This is a genomic window from Streptomyces spiralis, from assembly GCF_014654675.1.
GTDB classification, from domain to species: Bacteria; Actinomycetota; Actinomycetes; order Streptomycetales; family Streptomycetaceae; genus Streptomyces; species Streptomyces spiralis.
This window is the reverse complement of the sequence record NZ_BNBC01000014.1, coordinates 52,150-67,176: the sequence shown is the minus strand read 5'-3', so window position 1 is coordinate 67,176 and position 15,027 is coordinate 52,150. Positions and strand designations below refer to the sequence as shown.

15 protein-coding genes are annotated in these 15,027 nt (G+C 72.9%); 5 read left to right on the top strand and 10 right to left on the bottom strand.

Annotation, left to right across the window (positions count from 1 at the left end; genetic code table 11):
- Nucleotides 1-15 precede the first annotated feature (15 nt).
- Nucleotides 16-1,170 (top strand): ATP-binding cassette domain-containing protein, encoded by a 1,155-nt coding sequence (locus IE318_RS16585; RefSeq protein ID WP_189901078.1) that lies wholly within the window; start codon nucleotides 16-18, stop codon nucleotides 1,168-1,170.
- A 24-nt stretch (nucleotides 1,171-1,194) separates the two neighbouring features.
- Here IE318_RS16585 and IE318_RS16580 read toward each other — a convergent pair whose 3' ends face one another.
- Genes IE318_RS16580 through IE318_RS16570 form a run of 3 tightly spaced genes read right to left on the bottom strand, consistent with a single transcriptional unit; the run spans nucleotide 1,195 to nucleotide 3,481 of the window.
- Complete coding sequence (locus IE318_RS16580) at nucleotides 1,195-2,136, bottom strand: ABC transporter substrate-binding protein (RefSeq protein ID WP_189901076.1); 942 nt, start codon at nucleotides 2,134-2,136, stop codon at nucleotides 1,195-1,197.
- Entirely contained in the window at nucleotides 2,133-2,804 is a 672-nt protein-coding gene (locus tag IE318_RS16575) for an ABC transporter permease (protein ID WP_030172305.1), read from the bottom strand. Before IE318_RS16575 ends, IE318_RS16580 begins: the two co-directional genes overlap by 4 nt.
- Nucleotides 2,801-3,481 (bottom strand): ABC transporter permease, encoded by a 681-nt coding sequence (locus tag IE318_RS16570; RefSeq protein ID WP_030172302.1) that lies wholly within the window; start codon nucleotides 3,479-3,481, stop codon nucleotides 2,801-2,803. The genes IE318_RS16575 and IE318_RS16570 overlap by 4 nt, the downstream gene beginning before the upstream one ends.
- A 219-nt stretch (nucleotides 3,482-3,700) precedes the next feature.
- Here IE318_RS16570 and IE318_RS16565 point away from each other — a divergent pair, with 219 nt between their 5' ends.
- Complete coding sequence (locus tag IE318_RS16565; protein ID WP_030172299.1) at nucleotides 3,701-4,558, top strand: AAA family ATPase; 858 nt, start codon at nucleotides 3,701-3,703, stop codon at nucleotides 4,556-4,558.
- On the top strand, nucleotides 4,555-5,925 hold the full coding sequence (locus tag IE318_RS16560; protein WP_189901074.1) for a vWA domain-containing protein: 1,371 nt from the start codon (nucleotides 4,555-4,557) through the stop codon (nucleotides 5,923-5,925). Before IE318_RS16565 ends, IE318_RS16560 begins: the two co-directional genes overlap by 4 nt.
- A 79-nt stretch (nucleotides 5,926-6,004) precedes the next feature.
- Here IE318_RS16560 and IE318_RS16555 read toward each other — a convergent pair whose 3' ends face one another.
- On the bottom strand, nucleotides 6,005-6,388 hold the full coding sequence (locus IE318_RS16555; protein WP_189901072.1) for a cupin domain-containing protein: 384 nt from the start codon (nucleotides 6,386-6,388) through the stop codon (nucleotides 6,005-6,007).
- Between the two features lie 200 nt (nucleotides 6,389-6,588).
- Between IE318_RS16555 and IE318_RS16550 the strand changes: the two genes are divergently transcribed.
- Nucleotides 6,589-7,509 carry an aminoglycoside phosphotransferase family protein gene (locus tag IE318_RS16550; RefSeq protein WP_189901069.1) on the top strand — a complete coding sequence of 307 codons (921 nt, stop codon included), beginning with the start codon at nucleotides 6,589-6,591 and terminating at the stop codon, nucleotides 7,507-7,509.
- Between the two features lie 84 nt (nucleotides 7,510-7,593).
- On the opposite strand, the gene IE318_RS16545 is transcribed toward IE318_RS16550, so the two are convergent.
- Complete coding sequence (locus IE318_RS16545) at nucleotides 7,594-8,271, bottom strand: TetR/AcrR family transcriptional regulator (protein ID WP_189901067.1); 678 nt, start codon at nucleotides 8,269-8,271, stop codon at nucleotides 7,594-7,596.
- 70 nt (nucleotides 8,272-8,341) lie between these two features.
- Here IE318_RS16545 and IE318_RS16540 point away from each other — a divergent pair, with 70 nt between their 5' ends.
- A complete protein-coding gene (locus IE318_RS16540) occupies nucleotides 8,342-9,220 on the top strand; it encodes an SDR family NAD(P)-dependent oxidoreductase (protein ID WP_189901065.1) in 879 nt (292 codons plus the stop codon).
- On the opposite strand, the gene IE318_RS16535 is transcribed toward IE318_RS16540, so the two are convergent.
- The 5 genes from IE318_RS16535 to IE318_RS16515 form a co-directional block, all read right to left on the bottom strand.
- Nucleotides 9,217-9,831, bottom strand: coding sequence for a MarR family winged helix-turn-helix transcriptional regulator (locus IE318_RS16535; protein ID WP_189901062.1), 615 nt, complete (start codon nucleotides 9,829-9,831; stop codon nucleotides 9,217-9,219). The genes IE318_RS16540 and IE318_RS16535 overlap by 4 nt on opposite strands.
- Before the next feature lie 169 nt (nucleotides 9,832-10,000).
- Nucleotides 10,001-10,261 (bottom strand): hypothetical protein, encoded by a 261-nt coding sequence (locus IE318_RS16530; protein WP_037868421.1) that lies wholly within the window; start codon nucleotides 10,259-10,261, stop codon nucleotides 10,001-10,003.
- A gap of 10 nt (nucleotides 10,262-10,271) precedes the next feature.
- The gene (locus IE318_RS16525; RefSeq protein WP_189901060.1) at nucleotides 10,272-11,294 is read right to left on the bottom strand and encodes an SDR family oxidoreductase; all 1,023 of its coding nucleotides are present in this window, start codon (nucleotides 11,292-11,294) and stop codon (nucleotides 10,272-10,274) included.
- A gap of 11 nt (nucleotides 11,295-11,305) precedes the next feature.
- The gene (locus IE318_RS16520; RefSeq protein WP_189901058.1) at nucleotides 11,306-13,072 is read right to left on the bottom strand and encodes a glycoside hydrolase family 15 protein; all 1,767 of its coding nucleotides are present in this window, start codon (nucleotides 13,070-13,072) and stop codon (nucleotides 11,306-11,308) included.
- Between the two features lie 121 nt (nucleotides 13,073-13,193).
- Entirely contained in the window at nucleotides 13,194-15,020 is a 1,827-nt protein-coding gene (locus IE318_RS16515) for a thiamine pyrophosphate-requiring protein (RefSeq protein WP_189901056.1), read from the bottom strand.
- Nucleotides 15,021-15,027: the final 7 nt, after the last annotated feature.

The following is a 15,027-nucleotide window of genomic DNA, read 5'->3' as shown; positions in this document are numbered from 1 at the left end:
GGTTAGCGTGAGGGAATGATCCGGTTCGAGCAGGTCACCAAGCGGTATCCGGACGGGACCACGGCCGTGGACGGGCTCAGCTTCGAGGTGTCCGAGGGGGAACTCGTCACCCTCGTGGGCCCGTCCGGCTGCGGCAAGACCACCACGATGCTGATGGTCAACCGGCTGATCGAACCGACGTCGGGCCGGATCCTGGTGGGCGGCGAGGACGTCGCCGGGGTCGATCCGGTGCGGCTGCGCCGCCGGATCGGCTATGTCATCCAGCAGGTCGGCCTCTTCCCGCACCGCACGGTCCTCGACAACACCGCGACGGTGCCCGCGCTGCTCGGCTGGAAGAAGGCGAGGGCGCGGGCGCGCGCCGCCGAGCTGCTGGAGCTGGTGGGTCTGGACCCGAGGACGTACGGGCCGCGCTATCCGGAGCAGCTGTCGGGTGGACAGCGGCAACGGGTCGGGGTGGCGCGGGCGCTGGCCGCGGATCCTCCGGTGCTGCTGATGGACGAGCCGTTCGGGGCCGTCGACCCGGTGGTGCGCGAGCAGTTGCAGGACGAGTTCCTGCGGATGCAGGCCGCGGTGCGCAAGACGGTGCTGCTGGTCACGCACGACATCGAGGAGGCGGTACGCCTCGGTGACCGCATCGCCGTGTACGGGCAGGGGCGGATCGAGCAGTTCGACACGCCCGGGGCGGTGCTGGGCAGCCCGGCGAACCCGTATGTCGCGGGGTTCGTGGGCGCCGACCGGGGTCTGAAACGGCTGTCGGTGACCGCGATCGAGCCGGACGATCTGGAGCAGCCGCCGGTCGCCCGGCTGGACGAGCCGGCCGAGCGCGTGGCCGGGCGGCTGCGCGCCGAGGGCGCCCGCTGGGCGGTGGTCCTCGACGCCTCCGGTGATCTGCACGGCTGGGTGGGCCTGGACGCGCTGGCCGCGGGCGGCTCCGTCGGCGGTCTGGCGCACCGTATGAGGGCGTGGGTGCCGGTGGGCGCGTCGCTCAGGCAGGCGTTCGGGGTGATGCTCCAGCACGACGCCGGCTGGGTCGCCGTGCTGGACGGGGCCCGTTTCCTCGGCGTGCTCACTCCGGCGAAGCTGCACGAGGCGCTGCGCCGCTCGGTGGACGCCGATGCGCGCGGGGTGCCGCGGGACCAGGTGAGGTTCGACTCGGTGGCCGGCGCCTGACGGCGGCCGTCCCGGTCGCGGCGGTCATTTCAGCAGGCCCTTGTCCTTCAGATAGGTCCGGGCCACGTCCGAGGGCAGTCGGCGCCAGCTGTCGACCTGCCGGTTCAAAGACGCCAGGTCGGCGGTGGTGAGGACGTCGTTGAGCCTGCCGAGCACCGCGGTCACCCGTGTGCCGCCCGCGCGGGCTCGGTTGACGACCGGGACCACGTAGTCGGCGTTCTGCAGGCGTTTGTCGTCGGCGAGGAGGACGAGGCCGAAGGCGTCGAGGGTGGCGTCGGTCGTGGTGGTCAGCACCATCTGGTCGCGTCCGCTCCGCACGGCCTGTTTGGCCTGGGTGGTGCCGACGCCCTTGGGGTCGATGCCGGTGACGTCGACGCCGTAGGTCTTTCTCAGGCCCGGGGCGCAGTACGGGCGGCGCACGCACTCGTCGCCGGCCGCGAGCCGTACCTTCAGACCGGAGGCGCCGAGGTCGCTGAGGGTCTTCAGACCGTGCCGCCGGGCGTACGACCGGCTCACCGCGAAGGCGTTCTGGTCGACGGCGCGGCCGGGGTCCAGGACGGTCAGGCCGCGCGGTGCGGCGAGCTTGCGCAGGGCTCGCATGGTGGTGCCGAGGTCGGGTGAGCCGGCCGGGGGTGCGTCGGTGCCGTGGGCCTTGGCGTTCAGCCAGTCGGCGAAGGTGGCCGCGTACTCGGGGACGATGTCGATCTGACCGGACTCCAGGGCGGGTTCGTACAGTTCGCGGTTGGCGACGGTCAGCATCGCCGTCTTGTATCCGGCCTGGTTCAGCAGCAGGGCGTACATCTGGGCGAGCAGATCGCTCTCGGTGAAGCCGGCGGAGCCGATGGTCAGGTGCCGGTTGTCGCCGGGTGATGCGGTGACCTGGCCGCGGTTCTCCAGGGACGGGCCGGTGGTGCAGGCGGTGAGTGCGAGCAGCACGACGGCCGTCAGGGCCCGGCGCCCGCTCATCGGCCGCCCCGGGCCCACGCCGGTGCCAGCCGCTCGGTGATCTCGAAGACTCCCTCGACCACGAGCGCGAACACGGCGACGAGCAGCGCCCCCGCGACCACCTGGGGCGTACTGGCGAGGTTGAAGCCCGCCGTGATGATCCGGCCGAGGCCGCCGCCGCCCGCGAGGGCGGCGAGGGTGGCGGTGGCGACGAGCTGGACGGCGGCGATCCGCACCCCGTTCAGCACCAGGGGGAGCGAAAGGGGCAGTTCCACGTGAAACAACGTCTGCCGGCCGGTCATCCCCATGCCCCGGGCCGCCCGGACGACGCTCCGGTCGACCTCGCGGATGCCGACATAGGCGTTGGTGAGCAGCGGAGGCACCGCGAACAGGACGAGGGCCACGACGGTCGGGCCTTCGCCCCACCTTCCGACCGGGGTGAGAAGCAGCAGGACCAGCACGGCGAAGGTGGGGACGGCCCGGCCGACGTTGGCGAGGTTGACCGCGAGTGCGCCGCCCTTGCCGAGGTGGCCGAGGACCAGGGCGACCGGCAGGGCGATCAGACAGCTGACGGCCAGGCAGACGACCGTGAGCACCAGGTGCTGGACAAGGCGGTGGGCGATGCCGTCGTCGCCGCTCCAGTGGGCGGGATCGGTGAGCCAGCGCCAGGAGTCGGTGAGGGTCGTCATGTGCGGCCCGCCCGGGTCCATGGGGTCAGCAGGCGCTGTACGCCCAGCAGAAGCAGGTCGGCGGCGACCGCGATCACCACGCACAGCACGGAGGCGGTGAGCACCTGGGCCTTGAAGTAGGTGTTCATGCCCGCGTAGATGAGGTTGCCGAGCCCGCCGAATCCGACGATGGCGCCGACCGTCACGAGGGAGACCGCCGACACCGTGGCGATGCGCAGCCCGGCCATCGCGGCGGGCAGGGCCAGCGGGAGTTCGACGGTGAGCAGCAGCCGCACGGGACCGTAGCCCATCCCGCGTGCCGCCTGCCGGGTTTCCTCGGGGACGGCGCGCAGGCCCGCGAGGATGTTGCGCACCAGCAGGGTCAGCGAGTACAGCACGAGTCCGGCGACGACGAGGGTCGCCGAGAGCCCGTACACCGGCAGGAGCAGGGAGAACATCGCCAGGGACGGGATGGTGTAGAGGACGGTCGTGACGGCGAGGACGGGGCCGGCCGCCCAGCCCCAGCGGCGGGCGGCCAGGGCCAGGGGGACGGCGACGGCGAGTCCGATGAGCACCGACAGGCCGGTCAGCCGCAGGTGCTGGAGCACCGCGTCCCACAGGATGTGGCGGCGCGTGCTCAGATACGCGCCGCAGATCCACTCGTTGCGGGCGAGGCAGTCGTGCGGGGGCGCTGTCACGCGTCCATTCCACCGGCGGCGCACGGGGGCGGCTCGCTGAGGTGGCCCGTCCGGGGCGGTGCGCGCGTCGTCCCGGGACAGACGACGTCCCGTGACAGTGGAAGTCCCATGACAGAGGAAGTCCCGTGACAGAGGGAGTGAACAAGCGCTTAGATAGAAGTGCTCAGATCGAGGAAGACAGCTTCGCAACCGATTCGCGCGCCCCCGCTGGAGGCCCTGTTGTTCACGTCCGTCGACGATGTCTCCGCCCGCCTCGCCGAGACCGGATACCTGGCCTCGCCGGCGGTCGCCACGTCCGTCTTCCTCGCCGACCGCCTCGGCAAGCCGCTGCTGGTCGAGGGGCCCGCCGGAGTCGGCAAGACGGAGCTGGCCAAGGCCGTGGCCCAGGTGGCGGGGGCCCGGCTGGTCCGGCTGCAGTGCTACGAGGGCGTGGACGAGTCCCGCGCGCTGTACGAGTGGAACCACGCCAAGCAGCTCCTGCGCATCAGCGCCGGCCGGGACGAGACGTGGGACGAGACCCGTACGGACATCTTCGGCGAGGAGTTCCTGCTGTCCCGGCCCCTGCTGACGGCGATCCGCGGCGACGAGCCGACGGTGCTGCTGATCGACGAGACCGACAAGGCGGACGTGGAGGTGGAGGGCCTGCTGCTGGAGGTGCTGAGCGACTTCCAGGTGACGGTCCCCGAGCTGGGCACGATCACCGCGACCCGCCGCCCCTTCGTCGTTCTCACCTCCAACGCCACCCGCGAGCTGTCGGAGGCGCTGCGCCGCCGGTGCCTCTTCCTGCACATCGGGTTTCCGGAGGAGGAGCTGGAGCGCCGCATCGTACGGCTGCAGGTGCCGGGGCTCCAGGAGGCGCTGGCCGCATCCGTCGTCCGGGTCGTCGGCGCGCTGCGGGCGATGGACCTGCGCAAGGTGCCGTCGGTCGCCGAGACCGTCGACTGGGCGCGCACGCTGCTCGCGCTCGGCGCGGACACCCTCGACGAGAGCGTGGTCCGCGACACCCTCGGTGTGCTGCTCAAGCACCAGGAGGACGTGCTCAAGGCGGCCGCCAAGCTCGACCTGGACGCCGTGTGAACGCCGCCGCGCCGGCCGGCGCCTCGGTGGCGGAGCGGCTGACGGGGTTCGTCGCCGCGCTGCGCGCGCACGGCCTGCGGATCGGCACCGGCGAGACGGTGGACGCGGCCCGGGCGGTCGAGGCGCTGGGGCTGGCCGACCGCGAGCTGCTGCGGGAGGGGCTGGCCGCCACGCTGCTGCACGGCAGCGGCCAGCGGACGGTGTTCGACCCCGTCTTCGACCTGTACTTCCCCCGCGGTGTCGGCGCCCCGGACGGGGAGCCCGCCGGACGCGAGGAACTGCGCGACCGGCTCGCGGACGCGCTCGCCGCGGGCGACACGGCACTGCTGGGGCAGCTGGCGGCCGAGGCGGTCGACGGTCTCGGCGGATACGGCAGCTCCCCCGGCTCGGACGGCTGGTCGGCGTACCAGACGCTGGAGCGGCTGCGCCCGCAGACGCTGCTGGCCCGGGTGCGGGCGAGTGTCCGCGCCGGGAGCGGGGCGGCCTCCTTCACCGACCGTCTGCTGGACGACGAGATCCGGCGCCGTATCGAGGTGTTCCGCCGGCAGGTCGCCACCGAGGCGCGGCGCAGGGTGGCGGAGCGGCGCGGGCGGGAGGAGATCGCGCGGCGGGCGGTGGCGCCGAGCGCGGACCGGGTCGACTTCCTGTACGCGGGCCGGGACCGGCTGGCCGAGCTGCGCCGGACCGTGCAGCCGCTGGCCAGGAAGCTGGCCACCCGGCTGGCCGCGCGCCGCCGCCGGGCCGCCCGGGGCACGATCGACCTGCGCCGCACCCTGCGCGGCTCGCTGTCGACGGGCGGCGTGCCGATGAAGCCGGTGCTGCGCCGGCGCCGGCCCGTCCGGCCCGAACTGGTGCTGCTGTGCGACGTGTCGGGCTCGGTCTCGGGTTTCTCCGACTTCACCATGCTGCTGGTGCAGGCGTTGCACGACCAGTTCAGCAAGGTGCGCGTGTTCGCCTTCGTCAACCGGATCGACGAGGTGACCGGGCTGCTGCGGCACGGCACGGCCGACCCGGAGGGACTGGGCTCCCGTATCCAGGCGGAGGCACGGCTGACCGGCTGGCACGGCAGCAGCGACTACGGCGTGGCGCTGGGCGAGTTCGCCGAACGCTACGGCGATGCGGTCGGCCCGCGCACGACCGTGTTCGTGCTCGGTGACGCCCGCACCAACATGAGCGACCCCAACCTGCCGGCCCTGCGGGAGATCGCCGGCCGGGCCCGCCGCCTGTACTGGCTGAACCCCGAGCCGCGCGCCCAGTGGGGCACGGGCGACTCCGCCGCGCCCGCCTACGCCGGTGTGGTCGAGATGCACGAGTGCCGCAACGCCCGCCAACTCGAGGAGATCGTCTCCCGGTTGCTGCCCGTGTGAGGGCACGCCCGGGCCGCGGGAGCGGCAGTGCCCGGCGGGACGGACCGCCGTCCCGCCGGGCAGCGGCACCACTCCTCGATCACGCCTCGGACCCCGGCCCGCCCTCGCCGGGCTTCGCGTACTGCTGGGCCATGGCTCCCGCGAAGTCGTACACGACGACCTGTTCGTCGCCCACCACCCAGGCGTCGTGTCCGGGTGCGCAGACGAAGACGTCGCCGGGCCCCACCTCGGCCTCGCCGCCGTCGTCCATGACCAGGTGCATCCGCCCCCGCACGACGTAGCCGTTGTGGTGGATCATGCAGGACTTCGTGCCGGCGATCGGGCCGACCGACTCGGACCAGCGCCAGCCCGGTTCGAAGGTGCCCACGGCGAAGTCCAGACCGCTCAGGTGGACGGCTTCGAGGTGGCCCCGGGGGAAGTCGCGCCGCTCGTCCGGCTTGTCGACCGTCTTCACTTCCAACATGACGGTGTTCTCCCTTCCGGCCGTGCTGTCTGCGGCCGGGGCCGGTCTCCCTCTCCGGGCTCGAAGGCACGGTACCGGCGGGGCCGAGCCCCTCGCCTTCATCGTCTCCCCGGGGTCCGGCAACGGCCATTCGGGGTCGGGGCGCCCGCGCCCGAAAACGAGTTGACTCCCCCGGGCGGGGTCCCGTTTGCTTGCCGCTCATGTGTGCCGCCACCCTCCGCCCGGGCGAACGGGCCCTCGACGCGCTGCTCGTGCGCCGGCTGATCGCCGGCCGGTTCCCGCAGTGGGCGGGGCTTCCCGTCACCCCGGTCGCCTCCGCCGGCACCGCCAATGTCATGTACCGGCTCGGCGAGGACATGGCGGTACGGCTCCCCCGCACCGCCGGAGCCGCCGAGGACGTGGCGAAGGAGCACACATGGCTGCCCCGGCTCGCCCCGCTGCTGCCGGTGGCCGTGCCCGAGCCGCTGGGCAGGGGGACGCCGGCCGAGGGATGGCCGTGGCCCTGGTCCGTCTACCGCTGGCTCGACGGAGAGAACCCGGCCGTCGGGAGCGTCGGCGAACCCGTCCGGCTGGCGGAGGACCTGGCGGGCTTCGTCACGGCCCTGCACCGGATCGATCCGGCGGGCGGACCGGCCTCCTACCGCTGCGAGCCCCTGGCCGCGCGGGACGCCGAGACCCGGGAGGCCATCGCCGCGCTGCGCGACGCCGTCGACGCCCGTGCTGCCGCCGCCGTCTGGGACGAGGCACTGCGGGCTCCCGCGCCGGCCGGGCCGCCGGTGTGGATCCACGCCGATCTGCAGCCCGGGAACGTGCTCGTGGCGCGTGGCCGGCTGAGCGCCGTGATCGACTTCGGCTGCATGGGCCTGGGCGATCCCGCCGTGGACCTGATCGCGGCCTGGTACGTGCTGCCGGCGGGGGCCCGGGAGGTCTTCCGGGCGGCACTGGACACCGACGAGGCGACCTGGACGCGGGGGCGCGGATGGGCCTTGTCGATCGCCCTGATCGAACTGCGCCACTACCGCGACCGGAACCCGCACATGGCCACGGTCGCCCGCCACGTCCTCGACGAACTCCTCCACGCCCACGCCGTCGGTCCGCACCGCCCCTCCCCCACCGGCTGAACACCCGCGGCGGGCGGGCTGCTGCCTTCTCGCCCGGCGATCAGGGTCTGTGCGAGCGGGACCGGGAGCACATGGCCGTAGGCCCTAGGCCGGCCGAGCCGTCGCGGGGGACCCCGTGTCGAGTCCGGTGAGGAAGGCGGCGAGGACGCGGCACAGGCGGGGTTCGACCTCGACGACGGCGTGGCCGAGCCGGGGGTCGGTCCGGTAGAGCTCGCGCAGGCGCGGGCCGGGGGTGGCCATCTGCCACAGCGCCCCGGCCAGGCTCGTCGCCGTGGCGACCAGATCGACCGTCTGCAACTCGGTCAGCCCCAGCAGTCGTCGCAGCTCCACGCCGATCAGCTCGATCTCCTCGAGCGTCACGAGTTTGAACGCGCGCACCGAGTCGACCGACACATTGCGCTCGAGGTTCATGGGCGCCTGTGCCAGCAGATCGCAGAACATCGGTCGCGCCGCCAGTGTGGAGGCCATGATCTCGGCGACGTCCCCGGCGGTGGCGTGCGCCCTCCCTTCGAGAGCGGCGCGCACGTCGGCCGACCACTCCCGCCAGCCTTCCGCGGTGAGCTTGAGGAAGATCTGCTCCCTCGTCTCGAAGTAGCGGAGCAGGGCCGACTTGTGCATCCCCACGGCCGCGGCGATGTCGGTGAGGGTGACGTCCCGGATCCCGCGACTGTCGCCGAGCGCACGGGCCGCGTCCAGGATCGCCTCTTCTCGAGCCTGCTTGGCCTCGGCACTGCGCGCACGCTGGAAGGCAGGCGTAGTCATGCGGCACATCATAGGAAAGCTTTAACGAAACGGTGTTGCGTAAATAAGAGAACGGTGTTGCACTATAGGCATGAGTCAACAGGTCTGGTTCATCACCGGTTCGTCGCGCGGTCTCGGCCGTGCCCTGGTCACCGCCGCCCTCGAGGCGGGTGATCGCGTCGTGGCCACCGCCCGCCGCCCCGAGGCCCTCGCCGAGGCAGTCGAGAAGTACGGCGACCGCATTCATCCCCTCGCACTGGACGTCACCCGCCCGGAAGCGGCGCGCGAGGCCGTCGAGGCGGCGCTCGCCCGCTTCGGACGCATCGACGTGCTCGTGAACAACGCGGGATACGCCAACGTGTCACCCATCGAGACCTCGGAGGAGGACGACTTCCGCACCCAGTTCGAAACGAACTTCTGGGGCGTCTACAACGTCACCCGGGCCGCGCTCCCCACCCTGCGCCGCCAAGGGGCCGGCACGGTCGTGCAGATCTCCTCGATCGGCGGCCGCGTCGGCGGATCTCCGGGCATCGCCTCCTACCAGGCGGCCAAGTTCGCGGTCGACGGCTTCAGCCGCGTCCTCGCGGCGGAGACCGCACCGTTCGGCGTGCAGGTCATGGTCGTCGAACCGAGCGGCTTCGCCACCGACTGGGCCGGTTCCTCCATGACGGTCCACCCGGTCCCCGCCGCCTACGACGAGACAGTCGGGGCCATGAACCGGCGGGTGCGACAGAGCGGGGACGGAGCGGCCGGCGACCCGCGGCGCGCCGCCGAGATCATCGTGCGAACCGTCCGACGCGGCCGGGTCCCGACCCATCTCCTGCTGGGTGTGAACGCGGCGACCATGGCCCTGGACCACTCCCGCCGCCAACTCGCCGAGGCGACCGCCTGGGAGAAGGTCAGCCGCTCGGCCGACTTCGGTGAGCCCTACCCCGCAGAGCTCCCGCCCGAGGACACCGCCGGCTACTAGGAGGCTCCCTCACCAGGATCTCCATGGGCCTTCCAGGCGTCCGGTGGGGAGGCGGGGTCGAGGGGGTCGTCCACGATGCCCTGGTCCAGGCGGGCGTCGTCGTAGACGTCCACGGCCATCTCGTCGGCCGCCGCCGTGGTCAGGGCGTGCAGGGCGGGGACGAGCACCGCGCGTTCCTCGGCGGGCAGCCGCTGCACGAGCTTGCGGATCTCCGCGCGCCGATGGGCGAGCACCCGCGTGACGAGATCGCGGCCGTCGGCGGTCAGGCTGAGCACGACCTCGCGCCGGTTGGCCGGGTTGGTCCTGCGGTCGACCAGGTCGAGCGCTTCCAGCCGTCCCACCATGCGCAGCGCGGTGGAGGGGTTGACGCCGAGCGTGGCGGCCAGGACGACGAGCTTGACCGGTCCGCAGGTGTCCAGCACGACCAGCGCCCGCAGTTGGGGCAGGGTGAGCGAGTCGTCGGTGGAGGCGAGCGCGCGGGCGGAGATCGCCACGAACAGCCGGGAGGCGGCCATCACGGCCACGCCGAGCTCCTCGGCCTCGCGGTCGAGGGGGTGCTGCCCGGGCCGGCCGGGGCGGGCGTGGCCTCGGCCGGTGTCGTGCGGTGCCATGGTGTCCCCCTTCCGCCGCTCCACCCGGCGGGGCGGACGATCAGGCGCGGAGAATCATCGCAGAGGACGACGGCGCTCGGCAGGGTGTGTCCGGCGGGCCCCGCGGCCGGGCCTCCGCTCGCCGGGGACCGTACCGCCGGGGCCGCGGCGGTCGCCGTCCACCCCCTCCTCAAGGGGCGACGGGTTCGGCGGCCGGAGCGCCCCGGCCGGTGTCGAGCTGGAGTCTGAGCTCCCGGCGCAGGTCGGCCGGGAGCCGCCCCGACACCGCCCACTCGACGACGAGTTCGGCGACGTGCGGTTCCTTGATGTGCGTGTGCGCGGACATCGCGCGCAGTACGGCGCGGGCCCGGTCGTGGGTCACCCCGCCCACGATGGCCACGATGTCGGTCGCCTCGTCGAGGAGGCGGCGCGGGCGGTCGGCTGCGGTCATGGAAGTCTCCTCATGCGGCGTTGGCGTGGACGCGCCTGCTCAGTGCGGCCTTCGCGGTGGCGGCGACGCCCGCGCCGAGGGCGAGCACGGAGGCGACGGCGGCGGGGTGGCGGGCCAGGACGGCCTCGAAGGAGTGGCTGTGCGCCGAGTCGTCGAAGATGCCGTGGGCCCCGTGGTCGCCGCCGCCGGGCCGGTCCACGGGTTCGAACAGGTTGCTCTCGCCGCTCGGGGGCCGCAGGTCGGTCTGCTGGGAGTCGAAGCCGGTGCGGGCCAGGTAGCGGTCGAGCAGGGCCGGGGCCAGACGGTTGGCCCAGACGGTCGCCAGGGTGCTGGCGCCGATGTAGTACTGCTTGCGGCCCGGATGGTCGGCGGCGTGCACGACGCCCCGGGCGGCGACCTCGGGCTGGTAGATCGGCGGAACGGGCTGCGGATGGCGGGGCAGCCGGGAGCGCACCCATGAGAACTGCGGGGTGTTGACGGCCGGCATCTGGGCGATCGTCACCCGTACGTTGCTGCCGCGGTGCAGCAGTTCGGTGCGCAGGGAGGAGGTGAAGCCGTTGATGGCGTGTTTGGCGCCGCAGTAGGCCGACTGAAGCGGGATGGCCCGCTCCCCCAGCGCCGAGCCGACCTGCACGATGGTGCCGCGGTCGCGCGGCAGCATGCGGAGCAGAGCGCTGCGGGTGCCGTTGACGAAGCCGAGGTAGGTCACCTCGGTGACCCGCCGGAACTCTTCGGCGGTGATCTCGTCGAAGGGCGCGAAGACGCTGGTGAACGCGCAGTTGATCCAGACGTCGATGGGGCCGAACGCCTGCTCGGCGGCGTCGGCGGCCGCTTCGACCTGCCGGGCGTCGCAGGTGTCGGCGACCTGCACGAGGGGCCGCCCGCCGAGCGACTCGACCTCCTTGGCGGCGGCGTCCAGGCCTGCCCGGCCGCGGGCGATCAGGACGACGTCGGCGCCGCGTTTGCCGAACTCGCGCGCGGTGGCGCGGCCGATGCCGGCGCTCGCTCCGGTGATGACGACGGTCTGGGGCATGGGTCGGCTCCTCACTCGGCGGTACGCGCCGACGGCTGGGGGTCCTGGGCGAGGCGGGCGGCGGTCTCCAGGAACAGGGCGTGCACGAAGGCCTGCGGGAGGTTGCCGCGCAACTGGCGCTGGGCGATGTCGAACTCCTCCGCGTACAGCCCGGACGAGCCGCAGGCGCCGCGGTTGCGTTCGAACCAGCGGTGGGCGTCGATGTCCTGTCCCTGCTGGTGCTGGGCCAGCGCCATGACGAACCCGCACAGCAGGAACGCGCCCTCGGCCTGTTCCAGCGGCCGGTCGTCGTGCCGGAAGCGGTAGACGAAGTGGTCCTCGGTCAGCTGTTCGCGGCAGGCGGCGAGGGTGGCGCGGGTGCGCCGGTCGTCGGCGGGCACCGCGCCGCGCACGGCGGGCAGCAGCAGCGCGGCGTCGACCTTCGGGTCGTCCGGGGCCCGCTGCCAGTGGCCGTCGGCGTGCACGCTGGTGGCGGTGGTCTCGGCCAGCAGGGTGTCGGCGAGTTCGGCGCAGGTGCCGGCGAGCGGGTGGTCCGGTGCCACACCGGCCAGGGCGCGCAGTCCGGCCACGCAGATGAGCCTGCTGTGGGTCCATGCTTCCGGGTGGAGCTCCCAGATGCCCGAGTCCGGTTCCCGCCGGCGCTCGGCTACGGCCCGGACCGCGAGTTCGGCAGCCTTCCAGCCCTCGCCGTCCAGCCGGCCGGCGCGCGCGGCCGTGGCGAACAGCAGCAGTGCCTCGCCGAAGCAGTCCAGCTGGAACTGTCCGGAGACCTTGTTGCCGATCCGGCTGAATCCGCCGGGGTAGCCGGGCAGGTCCAGTTCCCGCTGATCGGGGACGGGCGTGCCGTGGACGGTGTAGGCGGGGGCGAGCCGCGGGCCGTCCGCCAGCAGCCGCTCGCCCACGAAACGGACGGCGGCGTCGAGGAGTTCCGTGGCGTCCACGGCGGCCGCGGCCTGTCCGGCGTAGCTCTGGTCGCGGATCCACACGTACCGGTAGTCGTAGTTGCGGCCCGCCTCGGCGCGTTCGGGCAGGCTGGTGGTGGCCGCGGCGACCATGCCGCCGCCGTGCGAGGTCAGGCCGCGCAGCAGCACGTAGGCGCGACGGGCGTCGCCGGGGGCGATGGTCCGTCCCAGAGCGGGCATGCCGCGGCGCCAGGCCTGCTCGGTGGCGGCCCAGCACTGCTCGGCCCGGGGCGGTGTGCGCGACAGCGGGGCGTCGGAGCAGTCGAGGACCAGGTCGTGGCTCTCGCCGGGCCGCAGCACGAGGTCGGCGGTCAGTCCCTCGGCGCGGACGGTCGCCGTCGGTGCGCCCTGCCAGCGCAGGCGGTGGCGGCCGGAGTTGAGGTGCCAGACGCCGTCGTCGTCGCGGTGCGGGGAGGTCGTCGGTGCCCGCCCGTAGTCGGCGTGCGGGTCGAGGACGAGCCGCACATGGGCGGTTCCGTCGACGGCCATCAGGTGCCGCAGCAGGACCAGGTGGTCCTCCTCACCGGGGAAGGCGAGGGCCTCGCGGCACTCGATGACGCCGTCGGTGGTGATCCATCGGCTGCGCCAGATCAGGGTTCCCTCCTCGTAGTAGCCGCCGGGGACGTAGCGGCCGCGCGGGGTGACGGCGTAGACGCCGCGGCCGCCGATGAGGGAGGCGAAGACGGCGTCGTCGTGCCAGGTGGGAGCGCACATCCAGGTGACGGCGCCGTCCGGTCCGATCAGTGCGCCGCGGTCCCCGTCGGCCAGCAGCGCGTAGTCGTGCAGGGCGTGCGGCGGGAAGGTGGTGGTGCTCATGTCTGCGATGCCTCTGTCCGCGGTGGCTCGGTCTGCGGTGGCTCGTTCTGCGGTGCGTCGCCGCCGACCGTGGAGGGGGCGGACACCGCGGTGCCCACCCCCTCCACGACCGTGCCACCGCTCATGGCGTGTGCCTGGCGTGCGGCCGCTCCGTGCGGTGGTGCCGGCCCACGGGCAGGAGCTCCTGCATCTTGGCCTTGAAGCCCTGGCGGACCATGGCGGCGCGGTCGCTGTCGCCCTTGAGGACGGACGCCGCGGCGGCCTCGATCTGGTCGAGGGTGGCGTGCGGCGGGATGGGCGGTACGGCGGGGTCGGTGACGAAGTCGAGCACGCACGGCCTGTCGCTGCTCAGCGCGGCCTCCCAGGCGCCCTTCACCTCGCCCGGCTCCTCGATCCGCAGGCCGTTCAGGCCGACGGAACGGGCGAAGTCGGCGTAGGCGACGTCGGGGATCGACTGGGAGGGCAGGAACTGCGGGGCGCCGGACATGGCGCGCATCTCCCAGGTGACCTGGTTGAGGTCCTGGTTGTTCAGCACGGCCACGATCAGGCGCGGGTCCTCCCACTCCTTCCAGTACTTGGCGATCGTGATCAGTTCGGCCATGCCGTTCATCTGCATGGCGCCGTCGCCGACCAGGGCGATCGCCGGGCGGTCGCCGTGCGCGAACTTGGCGCCGATGACGTACGGCACTCCGGGCCCCATGGTGGCGAGCGTGCCGGACAGCGATCCGCGCATGGCGCCGCGCATCCTCAGATGACGGGCGTACCAGTTGGCGGCGGAGCCGGAGTCGGCGGCGAGGATGACGTCGTCGGGCAGCAGGGCGTCGAGGGAGTGGGCGACGTACTCGGGGTTGATCGGTTCGGCGTCGACGGCGGCGCGCCGCTCCATGACCTGCCACCAGCGGGCGGTGTCCTTCTCTATCTTCTTGCGCCAGCTCTTGTTCTTGTGCGCCTTGAGCAGCGGCAGCAGTCGGGTCAGCGTCTCGCGGGCGTCGCCGACGAGGTTGACCTCGAACGGGTAGCGCAGGCCGACCATGTGCGGGTCGATGTCGATCTGCACGGCCCGCGCCTTCCCGAACTCGGGCAGGAACTGGGTGTAGGGGAAGGACGAGCCGATGACGAGGAGGGTGTCGCAGTTCTCCATCAGCTCGTACGACGGCCGGGTGCCGAGCAGGCCGATGGCGCCGGTGACGTAGGGCAGGTCGTCGTCGAGGGCGTCCTTGCCGAGCAGTGCCTTGGCGACGCCGGCGCCGAGCCGGTCGGCGACCGCCATGACCTCCTGCCGGGCCCCGCGGGCACCCTGCCCGATGAGGATGGCGACCTTCTCGCCGGCGTTGAGCACCTCGGCGGCGCGCGCGAGGTCGTCGTCGGAGGGCACCGGCGCGTACTGCGGCATGCCCAGGCTGGAGGGGACCATCTTGAACGCGTGCTCTGGCGGCGAGTAGTCCAGTTCCTGCACGTCGGCGGGGAGGATGACGGCCGTCACCGAGCGGCGGGCCATGGCGGTGCGCATCGCCCGGTCCAGCACGTTGGGCAGCTGCTCGGGGACGGTGACCATCTCGCAGAAGTCGGACGCGACGTCCTTGTACAGGTTGAGCAGGTCGACCTCCTGCTGGTAAGAGCCGCCCATGGCACTGCGGTTGGTCTGCCCGACGATCGCGACGACCGGGACGTGGTCGAGCTTGGCGTCGTACAGGCCGTTCAGGAGGTGGATGGCGCCGGGTCCGGAGGTGGCCGCGCACACCCCGACCTTGCCGGAGAACTTGGCGTAGCCGACGGCCTCGAAGGCGGACATCTCCTCGTGCCGGGACTGGATGAAGCGCGGGTTGTCGTCGGCCCGGCCCCAGGCCGCGAGCAGCCCGTTGATGCCGTCGCCGGGGTAGGCGAAGACGTACTCCACACCCCAGTCGCGCAGGCGCTCGAGGACGTGGTCGGAGACCTTCATCGACATGTTCGAA